11 protein-coding genes and 2 pseudogenes are annotated in these 17,843 nt (G+C 48.1%); 6 read left to right on the top strand and 7 right to left on the bottom strand.

Annotated elements, in window-relative coordinates; translation table 11 throughout:
- The first annotated feature begins 271 nt into the window (after positions 1-271).
- From acs to KDW_RS00720, 5 genes and pseudogenes are all read left to right on the top strand, one after another.
- Positions 272-2,211: pseudogene (gene acs, locus KDW_RS00695) on the top strand (acetate--CoA ligase).
- A 181-nt stretch (positions 2,212-2,392) separates the two neighbouring features.
- Positions 2,393-2,623 carry a hypothetical protein gene (locus KDW_RS00700; protein ID WP_162004841.1) on the top strand — a complete coding sequence of 77 codons (231 nt, stop codon included), beginning with the start codon at positions 2,393-2,395 and terminating at the stop codon, positions 2,621-2,623.
- Between the two features lie 107 nt (positions 2,624-2,730).
- Entirely contained in the window at positions 2,731-4,470 is a 1,740-nt protein-coding gene (gene argS, locus KDW_RS00710) for an arginine--tRNA ligase domain-containing protein (protein ID WP_151754191.1), read from the top strand.
- Positions 4,471-4,701: 231 nt separating this feature from the next.
- Positions 4,702-5,502 (top strand): LLM class F420-dependent oxidoreductase, encoded by an 801-nt coding sequence (locus KDW_RS00715; RefSeq protein WP_151754192.1) that lies wholly within the window; start codon positions 4,702-4,704, stop codon positions 5,500-5,502.
- Positions 5,503-5,718: 216 nt separating this feature from the next.
- Positions 5,719-6,492, top strand: a complete 774-nt coding sequence (locus KDW_RS00720; protein ID WP_162004842.1) for an alpha/beta hydrolase — start codon at positions 5,719-5,721, stop codon at positions 6,490-6,492.
- Between the two features lie 102 nt (positions 6,493-6,594).
- On the opposite strand, the gene pyrF is transcribed toward KDW_RS00720, so the two are convergent.
- From pyrF to KDW_RS00755, 7 genes and pseudogenes are all read right to left on the bottom strand, one after another.
- Positions 6,595-7,443 (bottom strand): orotidine-5'-phosphate decarboxylase, encoded by an 849-nt coding sequence (gene pyrF / locus KDW_RS00725; RefSeq protein WP_151754194.1) that lies wholly within the window; start codon positions 7,441-7,443, stop codon positions 6,595-6,597.
- Complete coding sequence (locus tag KDW_RS00730) at positions 7,433-8,134, bottom strand: phosphoribosyltransferase family protein (protein ID WP_151754195.1); 702 nt, start codon at positions 8,132-8,134, stop codon at positions 7,433-7,435. Before KDW_RS00730 ends, pyrF begins: the two co-directional genes overlap by 11 nt.
- A gap of 212 nt (positions 8,135-8,346) precedes the next feature.
- Positions 8,347-11,551: pseudogene (gene carB, locus KDW_RS35655) on the bottom strand (carbamoyl-phosphate synthase (glutamine-hydrolyzing) large subunit).
- Positions 11,544-12,674 (bottom strand): glutamine-hydrolyzing carbamoyl-phosphate synthase small subunit, encoded by a 1,131-nt coding sequence (gene carA, locus KDW_RS00740; RefSeq protein WP_151754196.1) that lies wholly within the window; start codon positions 12,672-12,674, stop codon positions 11,544-11,546. The pseudogene carB and the gene carA overlap by 8 nt, the downstream one beginning before the upstream one ends.
- A gap of 141 nt (positions 12,675-12,815) precedes the next feature.
- Complete coding sequence (gene pyrB, locus KDW_RS00745; RefSeq protein WP_151754197.1) at positions 12,816-13,808, bottom strand: aspartate carbamoyltransferase; 993 nt, start codon at positions 13,806-13,808, stop codon at positions 12,816-12,818.
- A gap of 477 nt (positions 13,809-14,285) precedes the next feature.
- A complete protein-coding gene (locus KDW_RS00750; RefSeq protein ID WP_151754198.1) occupies positions 14,286-15,674 on the bottom strand; it encodes a solute carrier family 23 protein in 1,389 nt (462 codons plus the stop codon).
- 149 nt (positions 15,675-15,823) lie between these two features.
- Positions 15,824-16,573 carry an FKBP-type peptidyl-prolyl cis-trans isomerase gene (locus tag KDW_RS00755; RefSeq protein ID WP_198925142.1) on the bottom strand — a complete coding sequence of 250 codons (750 nt, stop codon included), beginning with the start codon at positions 16,571-16,573 and terminating at the stop codon, positions 15,824-15,826.
- A 171-nt stretch (positions 16,574-16,744) separates the two neighbouring features.
- Between KDW_RS00755 and KDW_RS00760 the strand changes: the two genes are divergently transcribed.
- Positions 16,745-17,839, top strand: coding sequence for a hypothetical protein (locus KDW_RS00760; RefSeq protein ID WP_151754199.1), 1,095 nt, complete (start codon positions 16,745-16,747; stop codon positions 17,837-17,839).
- The last annotated feature ends 4 nt before the right edge of the window (positions 17,840-17,843 follow it).

Raw genomic sequence — 17,843 nt, forward strand, 5'->3', positions numbered from 1 at the left:
ACAATTTAGTAGCAGAAAAGAGACGAGGCGGATACACTCTTTCTAAACCCTGCCTCGTTGCATATAATAGAAAAGGATAACTGAAAGCGTGTGTGTCACATCACCCGATGTATCTTTTGTCGACCAGTTGGATATCTATCCACAGGCAAAGAGCAAAAGTATATTGGACACGGACGTTGAAATCCGAACACCACCTGTTCTACAATGATGTAAATCAATGGTTGGTATGAATCTCCGGATAGCCCTTTTGTATTGAGGAGGATACATTGGTATGAGCAATAATCTGTTTGAAGACACCGATTCAATTTTATCTGAAGAACGTATTTTCCCTCCTACCCAGGAAATGGTAGAAAACGCAAATATCACAGCTTATATGAAATCGAAAGGTTTCGATGATTACGAGGCTTTTTATAAGTGGTCTTTGGATAACCGCTACGAGTTTTGGGATGATCTAGCAAAAGAGCTTCACTGGTTTGAACCATGGCAAAAGACATTTGAATGGACGGATAAACCGTTCTTCAAGTGGTTTGTTGGTGGCAAGACCAACATTGTCTATAATTGTCTGGATCGCCATATGGAGACTGATGTGCGCCATAAAGTGGCGTTTCACTGGGAGGGCGATGACGGCGAGACGCGCTCAATGACGTATGAGCAGTTATATGTCGAGACCAATCGCCTGGCCAAAGGCTTGCAAAAGCTGGGCATTAAGAAAGGTGATCGAGTCGCCATCTATATGCCTGCCGTACTTGAACAAGTCATTGCGGTTCTGGCAGTAGCTCGTCTGGGTGCGGTACACACAGTCGTCTTTGGTGGCTTTGCTGCCAGTGCGCTACGCGATCGCATTATCGATGCCGAAGCCAAAATGGTGATTACGGCGGATGGTAATTATCGTGGCGGTAAGTTGATCAAGCTGAAGCAAATCTGTGATGAGGCTGTGGCGGAAACACCCACCATTGAACATGTGGTTGTCTTTAATCGCCAGAAACTCGATGCTCCAATGCAAGAGGGACGCGACGTCTACTGGCATGATTTACTGGCCGATATTCCTGCGGATACTGTGGTGCCTTGCGAGCCAATGGATAGCGAAGATCTTCTGTATATCCTGTATACCAGTGGCAGCACAGGCAAACCTAAGGGTGTCGTACACGTACAGGGTGGATACTCGGTGGGCGCCTATGCCACGACCAAATTTGTCTTTGATATTAAAGATGACGACATCTACTGGTGTACGGCAGATGTTGGCTGGGTAACAGGACACAGCTACATTATCTATGGACCCTTGATGACCGGCGTCACCAGCGTTCTGTTTGAAGGTACTCCGGCCTATCCAAATCCAGATCGCTGGTGGAGTGTGGCTGAGCGCTTTAAGGTCACGATTCTCTATACCTCACCGACGGGCATTCGCGGTCTGATGCGCTTTGGCGAAGAATGGCCGGCCAAACATGATCTCTCACATCTGCGCTTACTAGGCTCAGTTGGTGAGCCAATCAATCCAGAGGCCTGGATGTGGTATCGCCACAATATCGGACGGGATACACTGCCAATCATGGATACCTGGTGGCAGACAGAAACCGGCTCGATCATGATTAGTCCAACTATTATTCAGCCTTTAAAGCCCGGGAGCGCAACCCGGCCAATGCCAACAATTGAAGCGGATGTGGTCGATAAAAACAGTAAGTCGGTTGGCCTGGGCAAAGGTGGCTTCCTGGTAATCCGCCATCCCTGGCCAAGTCAGATGCGGACTATCTATGGTGACCCGAATCGTTATCGCACCTATTGGGAGACCCTCCCAATGTGTACTTTGCCGGTGACGCGGCCACGATTGATAAGCAAGGCTTTATCCGTGTTCAGGGTCGTGTCGATGATGTCATCAAGGTGAGCGGCCATCGCCTCGGTTCGATGGAAATCGAATCCAGTCTGGTCAGTCACCCTGCTGTTGCTGAGGTCGCTGCAATCGGTAAGCCAGATGAGCTTAAAGGCGAACATGTAAAAGTGTTTGTGATCCTCAAAAATGGCTTTGAACCATCTGATGAACTGGCCAAAGAGCTTAAACTCCATGTGCGCACAACGGTGGGTGCCCTGGCAGTACCAGAGGAACTTGAGTTTACCCCAAGCCTTCCCAAAACACGGTCAGGAAAAATCATGCGCCGCGTGATTCGTGCCAGAGAACTGGGTGAGCCCATTGGCGACATCAGTACATTAGACGCCTGAACAACGCCTTCAGACACCATAACATGACACAAAAAAGAAGGGTAGACGGTACATGTCTGCCCTTCTTTCATGCACAACAGATCCCGCTGTGAGGGAAACAGCACTCCCCTGTAGGCGCTTGACCATAAGGCATAACCTACGATATAGTAAGTTTCAACATTCAGGTTGAAGAGAGGGTTTGATGACAGTATTTAGTGAGGCACATTCTATGACCGAAACAACACCACAAGATATTCATACATATCTTATTGGTATTATGCAACAGGCGGTCGCAACATTCCTGCAACAAGAACAGATCGATTTTGATGCGACCCAACTACCTATCGATTTACGCCTTTCAGCACAAGCCAGCTTTGGTGATTATTCCATTCCGGTTATGGCCTGGTCTGGCAAGCTGAAACGCCCCCGCTGAAAATCGCGGAGGCGCTGCAAACAATACTTCAGGCACAACCACAGTCCATTGTCCAGGAAGTTACTGCCACTAAACCGGGTTATCTTAACTTCCGCCTGAACCGCCCCATGGTTGGTCAGGGTATCATTGAACGCGTGCTCGAAGCGGGTCCCGATTATGGACAGCACGAAGTCAGTATCGGTACCAAAGTTATCGTCGAACACACCAATATTAATAGCAATAAAGCGGCCCACGTTGGTCACCTGCGTAACTCATGTATTGGTGATACCGTGGTACGTATGTTGCGTTCCCAGGGCTATCAAGTAGAGGCTGACAACTATATTGATGACTCGGGTGTACAGGTAGCAGACGTCGTGGTTGGCTTTACTATGCTGCAACGTGGCCTGTTTGAACTGGCCGGCGGCAACGAGCAACAGCCTGATGAGTCGTTTGACTATTATTGCTCGCGTGTCTATACCACCATCAGCAAAATTTATGATGATAAAGAGTCCGAATTGGGACAGATGGCCGCCAGTTTACGTAAAGAAGTGCTTCACTCAATCGAGCATGGAGAAGAGCCTGAATCAGGCCCTGATTACCCGGTGATGGCTGCCGACATCTCTCATCAAATTGTTCAGGCCCATTTAAAGACGATGTCTCGCCTCAATATCTCCTATGATGTACTCCCCTGGGAGTCGGCGATTCTCCGCGCAGGTCTATGGCAACATACCTTTGAGATGCTCAAAGAGCGCAGCCTGCTGGAAAAGCCGGAGAGCGGCCATGCGGCCGGATGCTGGATCTTGCCATTTGGTGAGGGCGAAAGCCAGACCAGCGAAGGCGATCGCAACAGCGACAAAATTCTGGTCCGCAGCGATGGTACTGCCACCTATACCGCCAAAGATATTGCCTACCAGTTATGGAAATTTGGCCTGGCTGATCAACTTGGGGTGGATTTCCATTTTGTGCCCTGGGGTATCCAGCACGATGGTCGCAAGCTCTGGACGATGCGCACACCTAACGATGCCACGTTAAAACAAAACACGGATGAGGCACCAGCGACAAAATTCGGCCATGCCCGCAAGGTCGTCAATGTCATCGATGTTCGCCAGTCCTATCTGCAGCAAGTGGTTTACGAGAGCTTACGTCGCCTGGGTTATGAAGAACAGGCTGACAACTCCAGACATCTGGCCTATGAGGTCGTGACCCTCTCCGCATCAACGGCTGCACGCCTGGGTATTGATACCTCAGATGGTCGCGAGTATTACGCGATGTCTGGCCGTAAAGGCATTGAGATCAAGGCTGATGATCTGATTAATGCCGCCATCGAGGGCATGAAAGAGGTCGCCAGGAATAACAACAAGCCTGATCTCTCTGACGAAACCGCAGCCATTCTCGCGTCCTCAGCGATCCGCTACTTTATGATTCGTTTTAACTTACAACAGATTATTGCCCTGGATATGGATGAGGTCTTGCGCCCAAATGGCGACACCGGCGTCTATCTCCAATACGCCTATGCGCGTGCTAACAGCATTCGCCGTCGCTTACAGGACTCAGGCTATACCATTCCAGCCAAGCTCGAACAGTTGCCAGAACAGCTCGAACAGAGCGAGTGGGATCTATTACGCCACATCGATGCCTATCCACGTCGTCTGGCAGAATATACTGAACAAATGGCACCAGCGCTACTCGCTTCTTACGCCTATGATCTGGCCGCCCATTTCAGTGACTTTTATGAACACACGCCACCGATGTTGAAAGAGACGAATGAAGAAGTCAAAGCCTTCCGCACCTTCATGGTTCAGGCTACAGCCCAGACCATGAACAATGTCCTCCGCGTCTTAGGCTTTGAGCCACTTGAGCGCATCTAGAGCTGAGCACTTTCCATCTCCTCTACCTGTCATCAGGCTAGAGGAGATTTTTTATCCTGGCTTGCGTAGTACCGCAGCTGGCGCTTGCAGAACGAGCAAAGATGGGGGTAGACTGAAAGGGTCAAACACGAAAGTAACGTCATATCAATAACTATACGAAGGAGAGTATGCATTTATGGCTCACCTGAGTTTTGGTGTAAAAACCGCCCCCAATGGACAACCTATGAGGATATGCTGGCTATCTGGCAGGCAGCAGATCAGGAACCACTATTAGAGCATGCCTGGCTTTTCGACCATTTCTTCCCTCTCTCCGGCGAATTGAGCGGTCCTTGTCTTGAAGGTTGGACGGTACTGGCTGCGTTTGCGGCCGTGACAAAACGTATTCGCCTCGGCCTCATGGTCACAGGCAATACATATCGTCATCCAACGGTACTGGCAAATATTGCCGCCACCATCGATGTCATCTCTAAAGGTCGACTTGATTTTGGCATTGGCGCCGGATGGAATGAGGCCGAGCACAGCGCCTATGGAATTCCCCTCTATAAGCCCGGCGAGCGCCTACATCGTCTGGAAGAGGCGTGTGAAGTGATCAAGCGTATGTGGACTGAAAAAGGTGCGACTTTTGATGGCCGTTACTATCAAATCAAAGATGCCTACTGTGAACCAAAACCTGTACAACAACCCTATCCACCATTTGTTATTGGCGGTGGCGGTGAAAAGCTCACTCTGCGTATTGTTGCCAGATATGCTAGCGTCTGGAACATGGCAGGAGGATCTGTCGAGGATTTCAAACACAAAAATGCTATTCTTGACCAGCACTGTGCAGAGATAGGACGTAATCCCGCCGAGATCGCGCGTTCCATTCAGGTCGCTATCAATCCCACAAACATGGAAGAGACACGTGAACAGACACGAAGTTATATAGAGGCTGGAGTCAACCATATCGTCCTTAATATCCGACCACCATATCCTGAAAATATTGTCCGGCGCCTCGTCCAGGAAGTAGTGGAACCGCTCCAAAGCTCTAACTAAGCAAAGCGACATAGTTACTATCTGCCCTCATTTCAATCTGAGCAATCTATGAACTATTTTGTCTTTTTCGGACAAAATAGAGTAAGGCGATCCAGGCTTCTGGATCGCCTTACTTACGCGCACAACACATTTATTCTTGACATATTTATATCTGATCATTATACTGAACTTGCTAATTTGAACCACAATGATCCTATGAAAGTGGGGTATATCAAGATGAAATTATCTCGCCTGTTGTTGCTCATGTTTATTTTGCTTTGCATTGCTGCCTGCACATCAGAAACACCATCTCAATCGGCCGCAGTTGCGACACCTCAATCCACACCGACACCTGGTGTCACACCGACAGCCACTATACCTCAGATAGCATCCCATCTGGTACATTTTAAGACCTCTGATAATATCAATCTGGCAGGATCGCTCTATGGGAGCGGCAAGATTTTTGTCATCTGCTCACATGAACTGCACACCAATAAGACAATCTGGGCTGAAAGTGGTATACCTCAACACCTGGCCTCACTGGGTTATCAGGTACTGGCTTACGATTTTCGGGGCAATGGTGACTCCGAAGGAACAAGCGATCCTTCAATCCTGGCGACAGATCTGCGGGCGGCGATTGCCTTCGTGAAAAAACAGGGAGCAACGAAGATAGTCTTGCTCGGTTCAAGCATGGGTGGCACTGCCTCGCTAAAGGTGGCAGCAAACACCAGTGTCGCAGCAGTGATTACACTTTCGTCACCTGAAGCCTTTGCCACAAATGTTACCGATGATGATGTAAAAGCTATCAAAGCACCTACCCTGTTTGTGAATAGTAGATATGATACATATGTAGATGATACGACCCATATGTATTCTATTGCCAGAAACCCTAAAGAATTGCATATTTACGAAAACGCCTTACATGGTACGGCAATCTTTGGTGATAAAGATAGTGACGATCTGACACAACGCATCATTACATTTATCACCCACTATGCCCCTATCCACTAATGCAGGTATGATACAACAACATGCATTTGAGGGTAGTAATTTTGTTGTCCACCACTCAAATGCATGTGAAAAAACTAAGCCACACAATACATCAAGTTAGCATTAGCTACGATAGCTATTGATTTCGGTACTCAGTGCCATGGTAGCTGTACGGGCAGCCTGAGCGAAGTCGAACCCTTTAGAAGCATAGATAATACCCCGTGAGGAGTTAATAATCATACCCCAGCCCCGGCTATCCTGACCGGCTTTAACGGTTGCTTCCACATCGCCGCCTTGAGCTCCAATACCTGGAATCAGCAATGGCAAATCTCCTACGAGTTCACGGACGCGCTGCAATTCAGCAGGATAGGTAGCACCAACGACGAGCGCGCAGTTACCGTTATTGTTCCAATGATGGGCTACATTACGAGCTACGGTCAGATAGAGTGGCTCACGCGTCTCACCCACCAGAAGATCCTGAAATTCACCTGAACCAGGATTAGAGGTTTTTGCCAGTACGATCACGCCTTTGTCCTTACGGGACAAAAAAGGTGCCATGGCTTCTTTGCCTAAATAGGGATGCACAGTAATGGCATCGGCCTGTAAAAAGTCAAAGGACGAACTGACATATCCAAGGTTCGTATTTCCAATGTCGGCTCGCTTGGCATCCAGGATAATGGGTATCTCCGGGTATTTTGACTTGCTATAGCTCACTATCTGTTTCAGGGCACGTATTCCGGCATCGCCATAGGCTTCATAGAAGGCACTATTCGGCTTGTAGGCACAAACCAGGTCAGCGGTTGCATCAATGATTGAGCAGGCAAACAAGGTCAGCGCCGCTTCTGGTGTACGCCCCTCTTTAACCACGGCTGGCAAACGGTCATATTCTGGATCGAGACCGACGCAAACGAAATGACCCTGCTGCCAGCGTCGTTCAAGCAAGCTCACAAAAGACTCTGGCTCACTTACCATTATAGGTATTCCTTTCGGTTTCCGCTTTGATTGCCTTCTCCTGAGCCTTCTGGCGGACCAGAAAGGCACGTCCTTTGCCAAGTTCAGTATTGACCGGGATTGCTTGCTGGCAGAAAGGACATTCGTCCTCGTTATAGGTTTGGAGAGAAAGTGAGATTAAGGAGTGGATGGGAACATCACCAACATCTTTGGGCTGGACATTACCACGATTGCAAAGGGCCGTAATACCAACGACATTTCCACCATGGTGACGCACCAGATCTACTACCTGACGCACTGATCCACCGGTCGTTAACACATCTTCAACGATCAAAATATTTTTGTCCGCAATATAGTGATCATATCCACGGTTGAAGGTAAATTGCTTATCCAGGCTATCACTACCTTTTTCTGCAAAGACGGCCAGGGTTTCACCTGACTGGCGGCGCTGATTCAAGTAGTAGGCAACCCATTGCGAGAGCACAACCCCGCCGATCACCGGACCGACAACAACATCAATCTGCTCAGCTTTATAAGGCTGGGCCATGCGCTGGCAAAGTTCTGAAATCACTCCTGGATGCAGGTAGAGCGCATCTTTGTTCACATAAACTGAGCTATGACGTCCAGAACTATAGACAAAGTGACTATCGCTGACGATAGCGCCTACATTAGCAAACTTTTGCATGATCTTTGCATCATTGAGATCACTCATACGAATTTCCCTTGTTCTAGTTTGTACTATATTGAGAGACGAACAATCCATCCTCCTGAAGTAACGAACAGAGGCTGCATTTATAGCTGAACGTTCGTTCAGCAGCATACCATTCCATCAGGTAAGCGCAGTTGCCTGACAATCTCCTCCATTTCTGGTGAAGGCTGTTTGACTAATGGCAACTGCGCGGGCTATGACAGAACCGTCAACGACTACTTTTTAAAGACTTGATATTCATCCCATGATTTAATCGGAATGGTAGCCAGGTCTTGTTCGACCAGAGCTTTAGCGAAAAGGCGCGCCTGTTTGATTTTGGTGAACAGATGGATGTTGTGATCTACGGCATAACGGCGCATGGCATAATCATCATCCAATTCTTTATTGATGTGTCCCTCAACAATATTAATCGCCAGATCAATCTTATTATCTGCAAAGTAGGTCAGGACGTTGGGTGCTTTCTCTTCGTGGATCTTGTAAAGCATGGTAGTCTCGACCCCATGCTCGCGCAGGAAAGCGCTGGTCTTCTCTGTCGCATAAAGAGGCACTCCAAGCGTCGCCAACAATCTGGCGCTCTCCAGGAACTTGGCCTTTTTCTCATCGCCACCGAGGCTGATAAAGATACCTCTTTGTGGAATCTTGCCGCCTGTCGCAATAATAGCTTTGAGATAGGCTTCCTCTAGATTATCACCAAAGCAGGCCACTTCACCAGTTGAGGCCATCTCAACTCGCAGAACTGGATCGGCACCGGTCAGGCGTGAGAAAGAGAATTGAGGTGCTTTGACGGCGGTAAAGTTCAGTGAGGGGATGTCGACGACTGGAATATCATCCTGAAACAGTGCATCAACAAATAACTCAATAAAATTCACACCCGTTACTTTTGAGATAAAGGGGAAGGTCCGTGAGGCACGCAGGTTAACTTCAATCACATAGACCTGATTATCTTTAGCCAGGAACTGCATATTGAAAGGTCCGGTGATCTTCAAGGCTCTGGCCACCGCGCGTCCCACCTGCTCGATACGGGTTGTGGTCTCGCTATTGAGCGTCTGGGAGGGAGAACGATCGTCGCATCGCCCGAATGGACGCCAGCATTCTCGATATGCTCAGAGATCACAAAAGCCTTAACCTCACCATGCTGAGCCACCGCGTCCAGTTCAATTTCTTTGACCTGACGCATAAACTTGGAAACTGTTACTGGATGCTCGGGCGAGACCGCCGCCGCTTCTCGTACGTATTGTTCCAGTTCTTGCTGGTTATAGCAGATATTCATGGCGCTGCCTGAGAGTACATAGGAAGGCCGCACCAGAACTGGAAAACCGACGCGCTCAGCAAAGCTTGTCAGCGCACTGAGATCAGTAAAGCTATTCCAGGCTGGTTGATGAATATCCAGTGAGTCCAGTAAGGCTGAAAATTTATTGCGATCCTCAGCACGATCTATATCATTAGCATCGGTTCCCAGCAGACGGAAACCGTATTTCTGTAAGGCGCGGGCACGATTGTTTGGCGTCTGACCACCAACCGAAACAATAACACCCTTTGAAGCCTCAAATTCACAGATATCCGCAATGCGCTCAAAGGTCAGTTCATCAAAATAGAGCCGATCTGAGATATCGTAGTCTGTTGAGACCGTCTCTGGATTGCAGTTAATGATGATCGAACGCTTCCGGTATTTATGCAATGCCTGCACTGTACTTACACTGGTCCAGTCGAATTCCACTGAAGAGCCAATGCGATAGGGACCAGAACCAATGACGACAACGCCACTCTCCCCAATAGGGGTTACATCGTTATGCTGGCCGTTATAGGTCGTGTACAGATAATTGGTCTCGGATGGGAATTCCGCACCCAGGGTATCGATCTGGAACACAAAGGGAACGACGCCAGCCTCTTTACGGATAGCACGGACTTCCAGACCAGTCTTACCAATCAACTCACCAATGCGTTTGTCTGAGATACCCGCCTGCTTGATGGTACGCAATCGATCCGCTGCAAGTGCTGGATCTCGCTGGAGTCCTTCTTCCAGGTTCACGATATGCTTGATGCGTTGTAAGAACCAGAGATCAATACCGGTGACCTCGTGGATCTTTTCCAGACTATAACCATGACGCATGGCCAGTGGCAAGACAAACATACGCTTGGGGGTAGGGGTGTAGAGGTATTTTTTGATTACATCATCGACTATATTGCCGCTATTTGCAAAAACTTTCTCCGAGGTTGCCCCTTCGAAATCCAGGTCCAGCATACGAATGGCTTTTTGATAGGCCTCTTCAAAGGTCCGGCCGATACCCATCACTTCGCCAACCGACTTCATGCCAGTACCAATCGTTTCGTCCACACCTTTGAACTTATCCAGATCCCAGCGTGGAATTTTGACCACGACGTAATCAAGGCTTGGTTCGAAACAAGCTCTGGTTACGCCAGTCACCTGATTTGTTAGTTCTGTCAAAGCATAGCCCAGAGCTAATTTGGCGGCGACATAGGCCAGTGGATATCCGGTTGCTTTACTGGCCAGGGCAGAGCTACGTGAGAGGCGTGCGTTAACCTCAATCACAGAATATTGTGAGGTCTCTGGATTCAGCGCATACTGGACATTACATTCCCCGACAATTCCCAGGCTACGCACAATAGCCACTGAAGCTGAGCGCAACATATGGTACTCGGAGTTTGTCAGGGTCTGGCTGGGTGCAATCACGACTGACTCACCAGTATGAATACCCAGGGGGTCCATATTCTCCATATTACACACGGTAATACAATTGTCGAAGGCATCCCGCACAACTTCATATTCAACTTCTTTAAAATGGTGCAGGTACTGCTCAATCAATACCTGTGGCGCAAAGGCCAGTGCACCATTTACGATGTGCTCCAGGGCCGCTCGATCCCTGGCGATGCCTGATCCCTGACCACCCAGAGCAAAACCAGCGCGCACCATGACAGGAAACCCAATCTCTTCTGCGATAATCAACGCATTCTCTAGCGTCTCAGCAGTGCGACTCTGGGGGTCGGAATGTTAATACGGCCCAGATGCTGGGCGAACTCCTGGCGATCCTCCGTGAGCAAAATCGCGGAAATCGGTGTGCCAAGAATCTGCACGCCGTATTTCTCCAATACCCCGTTGCGGTGCAGATCTATACCACAGTTCAAAGCGGTCTGACCACCAAAGGCCAACAGAATGCCGTCTGGTCGCTCTTTCGCAATAATCTGCTCCACAAAAAAGGGCGTCACAGGGAGAAAGTAGACCTTGTCAGCCATCTCTTTGGATGTCTGAATAGTCGCAATATTAGGATTGACCAGGACGGTCGAGATTCCTTCTTCTTTTAATGCCTTCAGTGCCTGTGATCCTGAATAATCAAATTCGCCAGATTGGCCAATTTTTAGCGCACCCGCGCCAAGCACCAGTACCTTACCTGGTTTAGTCATGTTCGCCTCTCACCCTCTCCAGAAAGTAGTCAAAAATCCAATCGGTATCCTCAGGGCCTGGGGCGGCCTCTGGATGGAACTGTACAGAAAAGAATGGTAGTTGACGGTGTTTGATACCTTCATTACTACCATCGTTGGCATTAATAAACCAGGACTCAAAGCCCTCAGGCAAGGTGCCAACCGCAAAACCATGGTTTTGGGTTGTGATATAGCAACGTCTGCTTCCTTGCAAGAGCGCAGGCTGATTCTGGCTGCGATGTCCATATTTCAATTTGTAGGTATCGCCACCTGCTGCTAAGGATAGGATCTGATGACCCAGACAGATACCCATGGTGGGGATACCGCGTTGCATCGCTGTACGCACGGTCTCAATCGTCTTGTCTGCCATTTTAGGATTCCCAGGGCCATTGGAGATCAAGATGCCGTCGAAATCAAAGGTACAGTCATCAGAGAACAGGTCGTAGTCCCAGGGAACCGTGATAACCTGTATATGTTTGTTCAACAGGCTACGTAGAATATTCCGCTTGGCACCACAATCGATCAGAACAATGGTGGTATCGCCTTCTCCATCTTTCTGCACTTCAGTGCCAGAGACGCGCGCTACCAGATTCTCGCTGTTAGGATCATAAAAAGGAACATCCTCGTCAAAAACAATCTTGCCGAGCATCGCCCCATGCGTACGGATATGTTGTGTTAACAGTCGCGTATCTTTAATTTCCAGTGCAGGAATGCCTTCGCGCTGTAGCCATTCTCCCAGACTCATTTTGCTCTGCGGATGAGAAGGGGTGTCAACATAATTTGAGACAATTAAGCCGGCGACATGAATATGATCGTCTTCCCATAAAGATTTATCGGGAACACCGTAGTTACCCATGATAGGAAAAGTCATGGTTAAAATCTGGCCAGCAAACGAAGCATCCGTCAGGGCTTCGGGATAACCAACCATACCCGTGCAGAAAACGACCTCACCGGCTGAAGCACCATGATATCCAAATGAGATACCTTCAAAACGGGTCCCATCCTCTAATAAAAGTGCCCCATACGTTGTTGGGCGCTCGATCCCTATCCTCTGCAATTCCTCTGGAGACACCAGGAGATTGCCAGAGCGATTACTATTATGCATGTCTGATCCTCTCAGATAACGATATCTTGTCAAAAAAATTCCACTCCACATATCCAACAAGGTTCATCATTGGGAGCGGCCCATACGTCAAAAAAGTCATATTGTATAAGGGATACACAAAAATGCTCAATACCCTTTGCTTTATATACGTCCAAGCACGAGTGCCAGCAGTGCCATACGTGTATAGACGCCATTGCGAATTTGTGAGCGCAGATAGACGGCCCGCTCGTCCGCGTCAACCGCTGGATCAACCGACTCAACCCGAGGCAAAGGATCCATCAAGATCATATCCTTCTTCGCATATGTTTTGAGCAGTGCTGGCGAGGCTACCACAATCTCGCTCTGAGCTCGCTGATACTCCTCGGCAGAAGCAAAGCGCTCTTTCTGCACCCGCGTCCAATACCAGAAATCACAATCTCGTGGGATATCCTGCTCCCGATGGATCTCGATCAAACGAACGCCTCGATCCTGCAAGCTGACATAATCATCACGAGACAGTCGCAGTTGCCGGGGCGATAACACATACATAGTGTTGTTCTTGTACAGTGACAGTCCACGCAGCAGTGAGTGGATCGTGCGGCTATTCAGCGCATCGCCTGCTAGCAGACCTGTCAGATTATCCAGACGTCCAAAGCGCTCATACAAAGTATACATATCCAGTAACGTTTGCGTAGGATGTTCGTTATTCCCATCACCTGCATTGATCACTGGCACACATGTTGCCGCCTGTGCCGCCTGTCTGGCAGCTCCCGCGAAACGATGACGTAAGACAATGGCATTGGTATATGCCTCTATCACCTGAATGGTGTCCTCAAATGTTTCACCTTTGCTGACAGAGGAAACCGCCTCAGGATTCTGCATCTCAAGCGTCTGGCCGCCCAGACGCTTCACCGCAGCCGCAAAGGAACCAAAGGTGCGGCTCGATGGCTCAAAAAACAACAAACCAACCAGCAATCCTTCTAATATATGGCATGGCTCATTATTCTCGGCGATTCGCTTCATCTGACGTGTGACATTAAATACAGTGGTCAGATCTTCAACCGAAAATTGATCCAGGGACACAATATCTTTGCCTTTGAAATCCCCATTAATTATTTCAACTTCTGGTTGTAGATGCGATGTCATCTGATGCATAAAACCTCCCTTGATCAGTCACAACGACAGGTTGATAGGTCATCCTTTTCTTCCCACACAATCAGCTATCAGCGACTGGTTTCTATGTGGAGAGAGAACCTCGTCTACGGAACAGCTCACGCTTGCAAAAAAAAATTCCTCACCCCTGGAATAAAAGGGATGAGGAAAAAGTATTTTTCCTGAGAGAAACGACATCGGGCTTATCATAAAAAAAATGAATCAATCGACCTATCTTTTGCGATAGCATGTCAATGTACCATAGTTTTTTGCCCATGTAGATGCCGTGTCCTTTTTTTAACCAGGTTGGGAATCAGTTTCAAATTGCTAGAAGTATACCTTATGGAATTCATCACTGTCAAGCTAAATACCCTGGTAAATATTTATCTTTAACGTTAAACACTACCACTCGCATAAAAAAGGGACGCGAATGAATCCTATTCGCCTTCCCGCTTTTATGCGTTCAGATACAATCCAACGCTATTCACGGCCAACCGCAGAGTCTGCGACCACGGATTCGTCGGGTTGAGATTCTTTTTCACGCAGGATCTGGTAGAGAACGATGGCCGTAAAAGTAGCGACTCCAATCCCATCAAAGGTAATATTGCCAAACTTTACGACGATGCCACCAACCATACCCGAGCCAATAATCAGAGAAATACCAGCAGTCAAAAGATTGCGACTCTTAGAGAAATCAACTTTATTTTCAACCCAGATACGCGCACCTGAGATAGCAATTAAGCCGAACAAGACGATGGAGAGTCCGCCAAACACGCCTGTTGGGATGGTGCCAATGAGGGCGCCAAATTTAGGACAAAAGCCCAAAAGAATCGCCACAAGGCTGGCAACGACAAAGATCAGGGTGGAGTAGATCCTGGTCACAGCCATGACACCAATATTTTCAGCATAGGTAGTCACGCCAGTACCACCACCAAAACCTGAGACGATGGTTGCTATAGCATCACCCATGAAGGCACGACCCAGATATTTGTCCAGATTCTGACCTGTCATTGATGAAACAGCACGTACATGTCCAATGTTCTCTGCCAGCAAAATGATGACCACAGGTGCAATCAGGCTAATAGCACCACTTGAAAAAGTCGGAGTAGAAAAGTGAGGGAAACCAATCCAGGCCGCATTCGCAACTTTATGGAAATCAATTCTTGGTCCCAGGCCAACAAAGCCACAGATAAGGTTAATCAGGTACGCAATAATACCGCCAAGGAGAATTGAGAGGCGACGCAAGGAACCAGGAGCATATACCGCGATTAATGCCACCGCGACAACAGTAACGGCGGCCATCCAGCCAGCAAAAGCACTGCCTGCCGCCTGACCAATCGCAGCACCTGACAAATTCAAGCCGATTGCAGCCACGACCGTTCCAGTGACAACTGGAGGCATAAGAGCACTCACCCATCTGGAACCAACCAGCATCACAATCAGGGCCACAATTGCATAAATGATACCTACCGCGACAATACCTCCTAGAGCAACAGGCATGTTGGGATTGATTCCGCCCACGCCTCCTCGATAACTGGTGGCGGCAACGACCACGCCAATAAAGGCAAAGCTTGATCCAAGATAACTGGGCACGCGACCGCCTACGATCAGGAAGAAGATGAGTGTGCCTATACCCGAAAAAAAGATCGCGGTATTGGGATCAAATCCCATCGCCAGAGGCGCAAAAACCGTAGAGCCAAACATGGCCAGTACATGTTGTAGACCTACCAGCACCGTTGGTCCCCAGGGCAAACGCTCATCAGGACGAATAATGCCTTCCTTTTTTACTTGCCAGCGTGGAAAATATGATTTCTGCTCATCCTCTTCCACGCTAGTATTCTGTGTGTTTTTCAGTTCCGGAACTCCCATAACTATCCTCTCACCTTACAGTTAAAAATAATTGCAGCATTAATAAACACAAAAACAATAGCATATGTAAGGCAAAAAGACCACGCTGACACTATAACAGTCAGCATGGTCTTTCTGCCTTACGTATAAAAACGACTTATATAATTATGTTATTGGCCAGGCTGCTGTTGGGCTGGCGGCTGTGTAAAGCTTACGGCGGTAACATCAAAAATAAGGGTGGCTTTGCCAGGAATAATTACTTTCCCGGTCTGGTCCTTTTGATCTTTATCACCGTATGCCAGATTGGATGGAATAATTAATCGGCGCATCTCACCAAGCTTCATGCCGGTCACACCTTCATCCCAACCTTTAATAACCTGGTTCTGACCAATGGTTACGGCAAATGGCTGACCACCATGATCATAGCTACTGTCAAATTTTTTGTTGGTGCCCTCGATCCAACCGGTGTACTCAAAAGCCACGGTACTACCTGACTGCACAGTAGCACCAGTACCTGGTTTGATGATAATGTATTGTAGTCCGCTCGCGGTTTTCTGAGGTGTACCATCTACCTTGGGTGGGGTATCAGGTCCTTTTGGATTCGCCTTGATTAAGGACTGAACGTCAGCGGTTGCTTTCGCGTTCACTGCATTAGCGGTACTGGTTGCATGGGCACTGGTTGCATTAGCAGCTGCGGTTGCTGATGCATCTGCTCGTGCCGTCGCTTCGCTACTCTGGCGCGCTGCCACTACAGCCCAGGCAATCGCACCAACTAAGATCAACAGGGCCACCAGGCCACTGAATAATAGTACCAGGCGGCGTTGTCGGCGCTGCTTACGTTGCTGGCGCTCTCGCTGGCGCTGACCCGGGCGACCTGGACGTGAAGGTGGGGGGGTCTGATTTTTCATCGTCTGCGTCACGAAACTCTAATCTCCTCTGGATGATAGGCATAATCATAGCAATTCGAGGTTACCATTATTTCAGGTTTCTGACAAGAGGCAGAAGAAGTCGAAATTCCTATGTTCACCTCATCTTGACATTCTTGCTACAATAGACTCAACTAAAGTACTACTCGGATGAGGAGTGTCTATGTGACTGAGTCGCCTCCTGTCCACGATACCGTATTCAGTTCGGAACAACTGAACAAAAGATTTTACAATCAGTTTAAGTCTGAACATGCTCTGGCACTCAGGCAACTTCATGATGTTGCAAATAGTGTGAACGCGTCTACGTATATTACAACTCTCATGCTTCGCATCATGGTACTCTATTTTCTTCAAGCCCAGGGATTGTTAGACAACGATCCTGATTATCTTTTCCACCATCTACAACTGGTGCGACAATGGTCAGGTCCCGATTGTTTTTATCGTGGGTATTTACTGCCTCTCTTTACTGCATTATATACAGGCCAGCCAATGACAGTCGCCCCGGGGATCAACCCTGGACATCTCCCGCATGTCGAGATTCCATTTTTTCAGTTGGATCCACTAGAATCGGGCTCTCCACAATTTTTACTGGTTGATGCTATGTTTTTTCGCCTCTTTATTTTTTTTTCTTCCTATCAATGGCAATTAGATAATCAGCTCAAGCCGGAAAAGGATACACTCCAACCATCTATTCTGGCTTATATCTTTGAGCAACATAGTGATCAAAAACAAACGGGCACTTACTATACACAGGAAGATATAGCATTGTATGTCACAGGTTCTACAATTCTGCCACGATTACTCCTGATGGTTGCTGAAGATCGTCCTGAGGATTTTGTGGAATGCGCTCCCTGCTGGCAATTGCTCAGAACACAACCTGAGCGCTATATCTCTCAATCAATACGCACTATGTCGTATCTGCCTGAAGAGACTGCATATGAATACCAGCAGCGACATTTACACTATCACGACCTGCTGAACCGGCTCAAAACTGGCTCTATCTATAATATCGTAGATCTTATCACCTATAATCTCAATCTGCAACGTTTTACCACAGATATCCTGACTACTTATCATGAACCTGCTTTTCTGCTGGTTTTTCTACAAAAATTGAAGCAGATGACAATTCTCGATCCTACCTGTGGCTCTGGCGCGTTCTTGCTGGCTGCCGTGCAGATTTTACAACCTCTCTATACACTTTGTCTGGAACGTCTGGACATACTGATAGAGGATGCTACTTTACAGGGGAAAGTAGTCTGACGAC

The organism is Dictyobacter vulcani (assembly GCF_008974265.1).
Classification (GTDB): Bacteria; Chloroflexota; Ktedonobacteria; order Ktedonobacterales; family Ktedonobacteraceae; genus Dictyobacter; species Dictyobacter vulcani.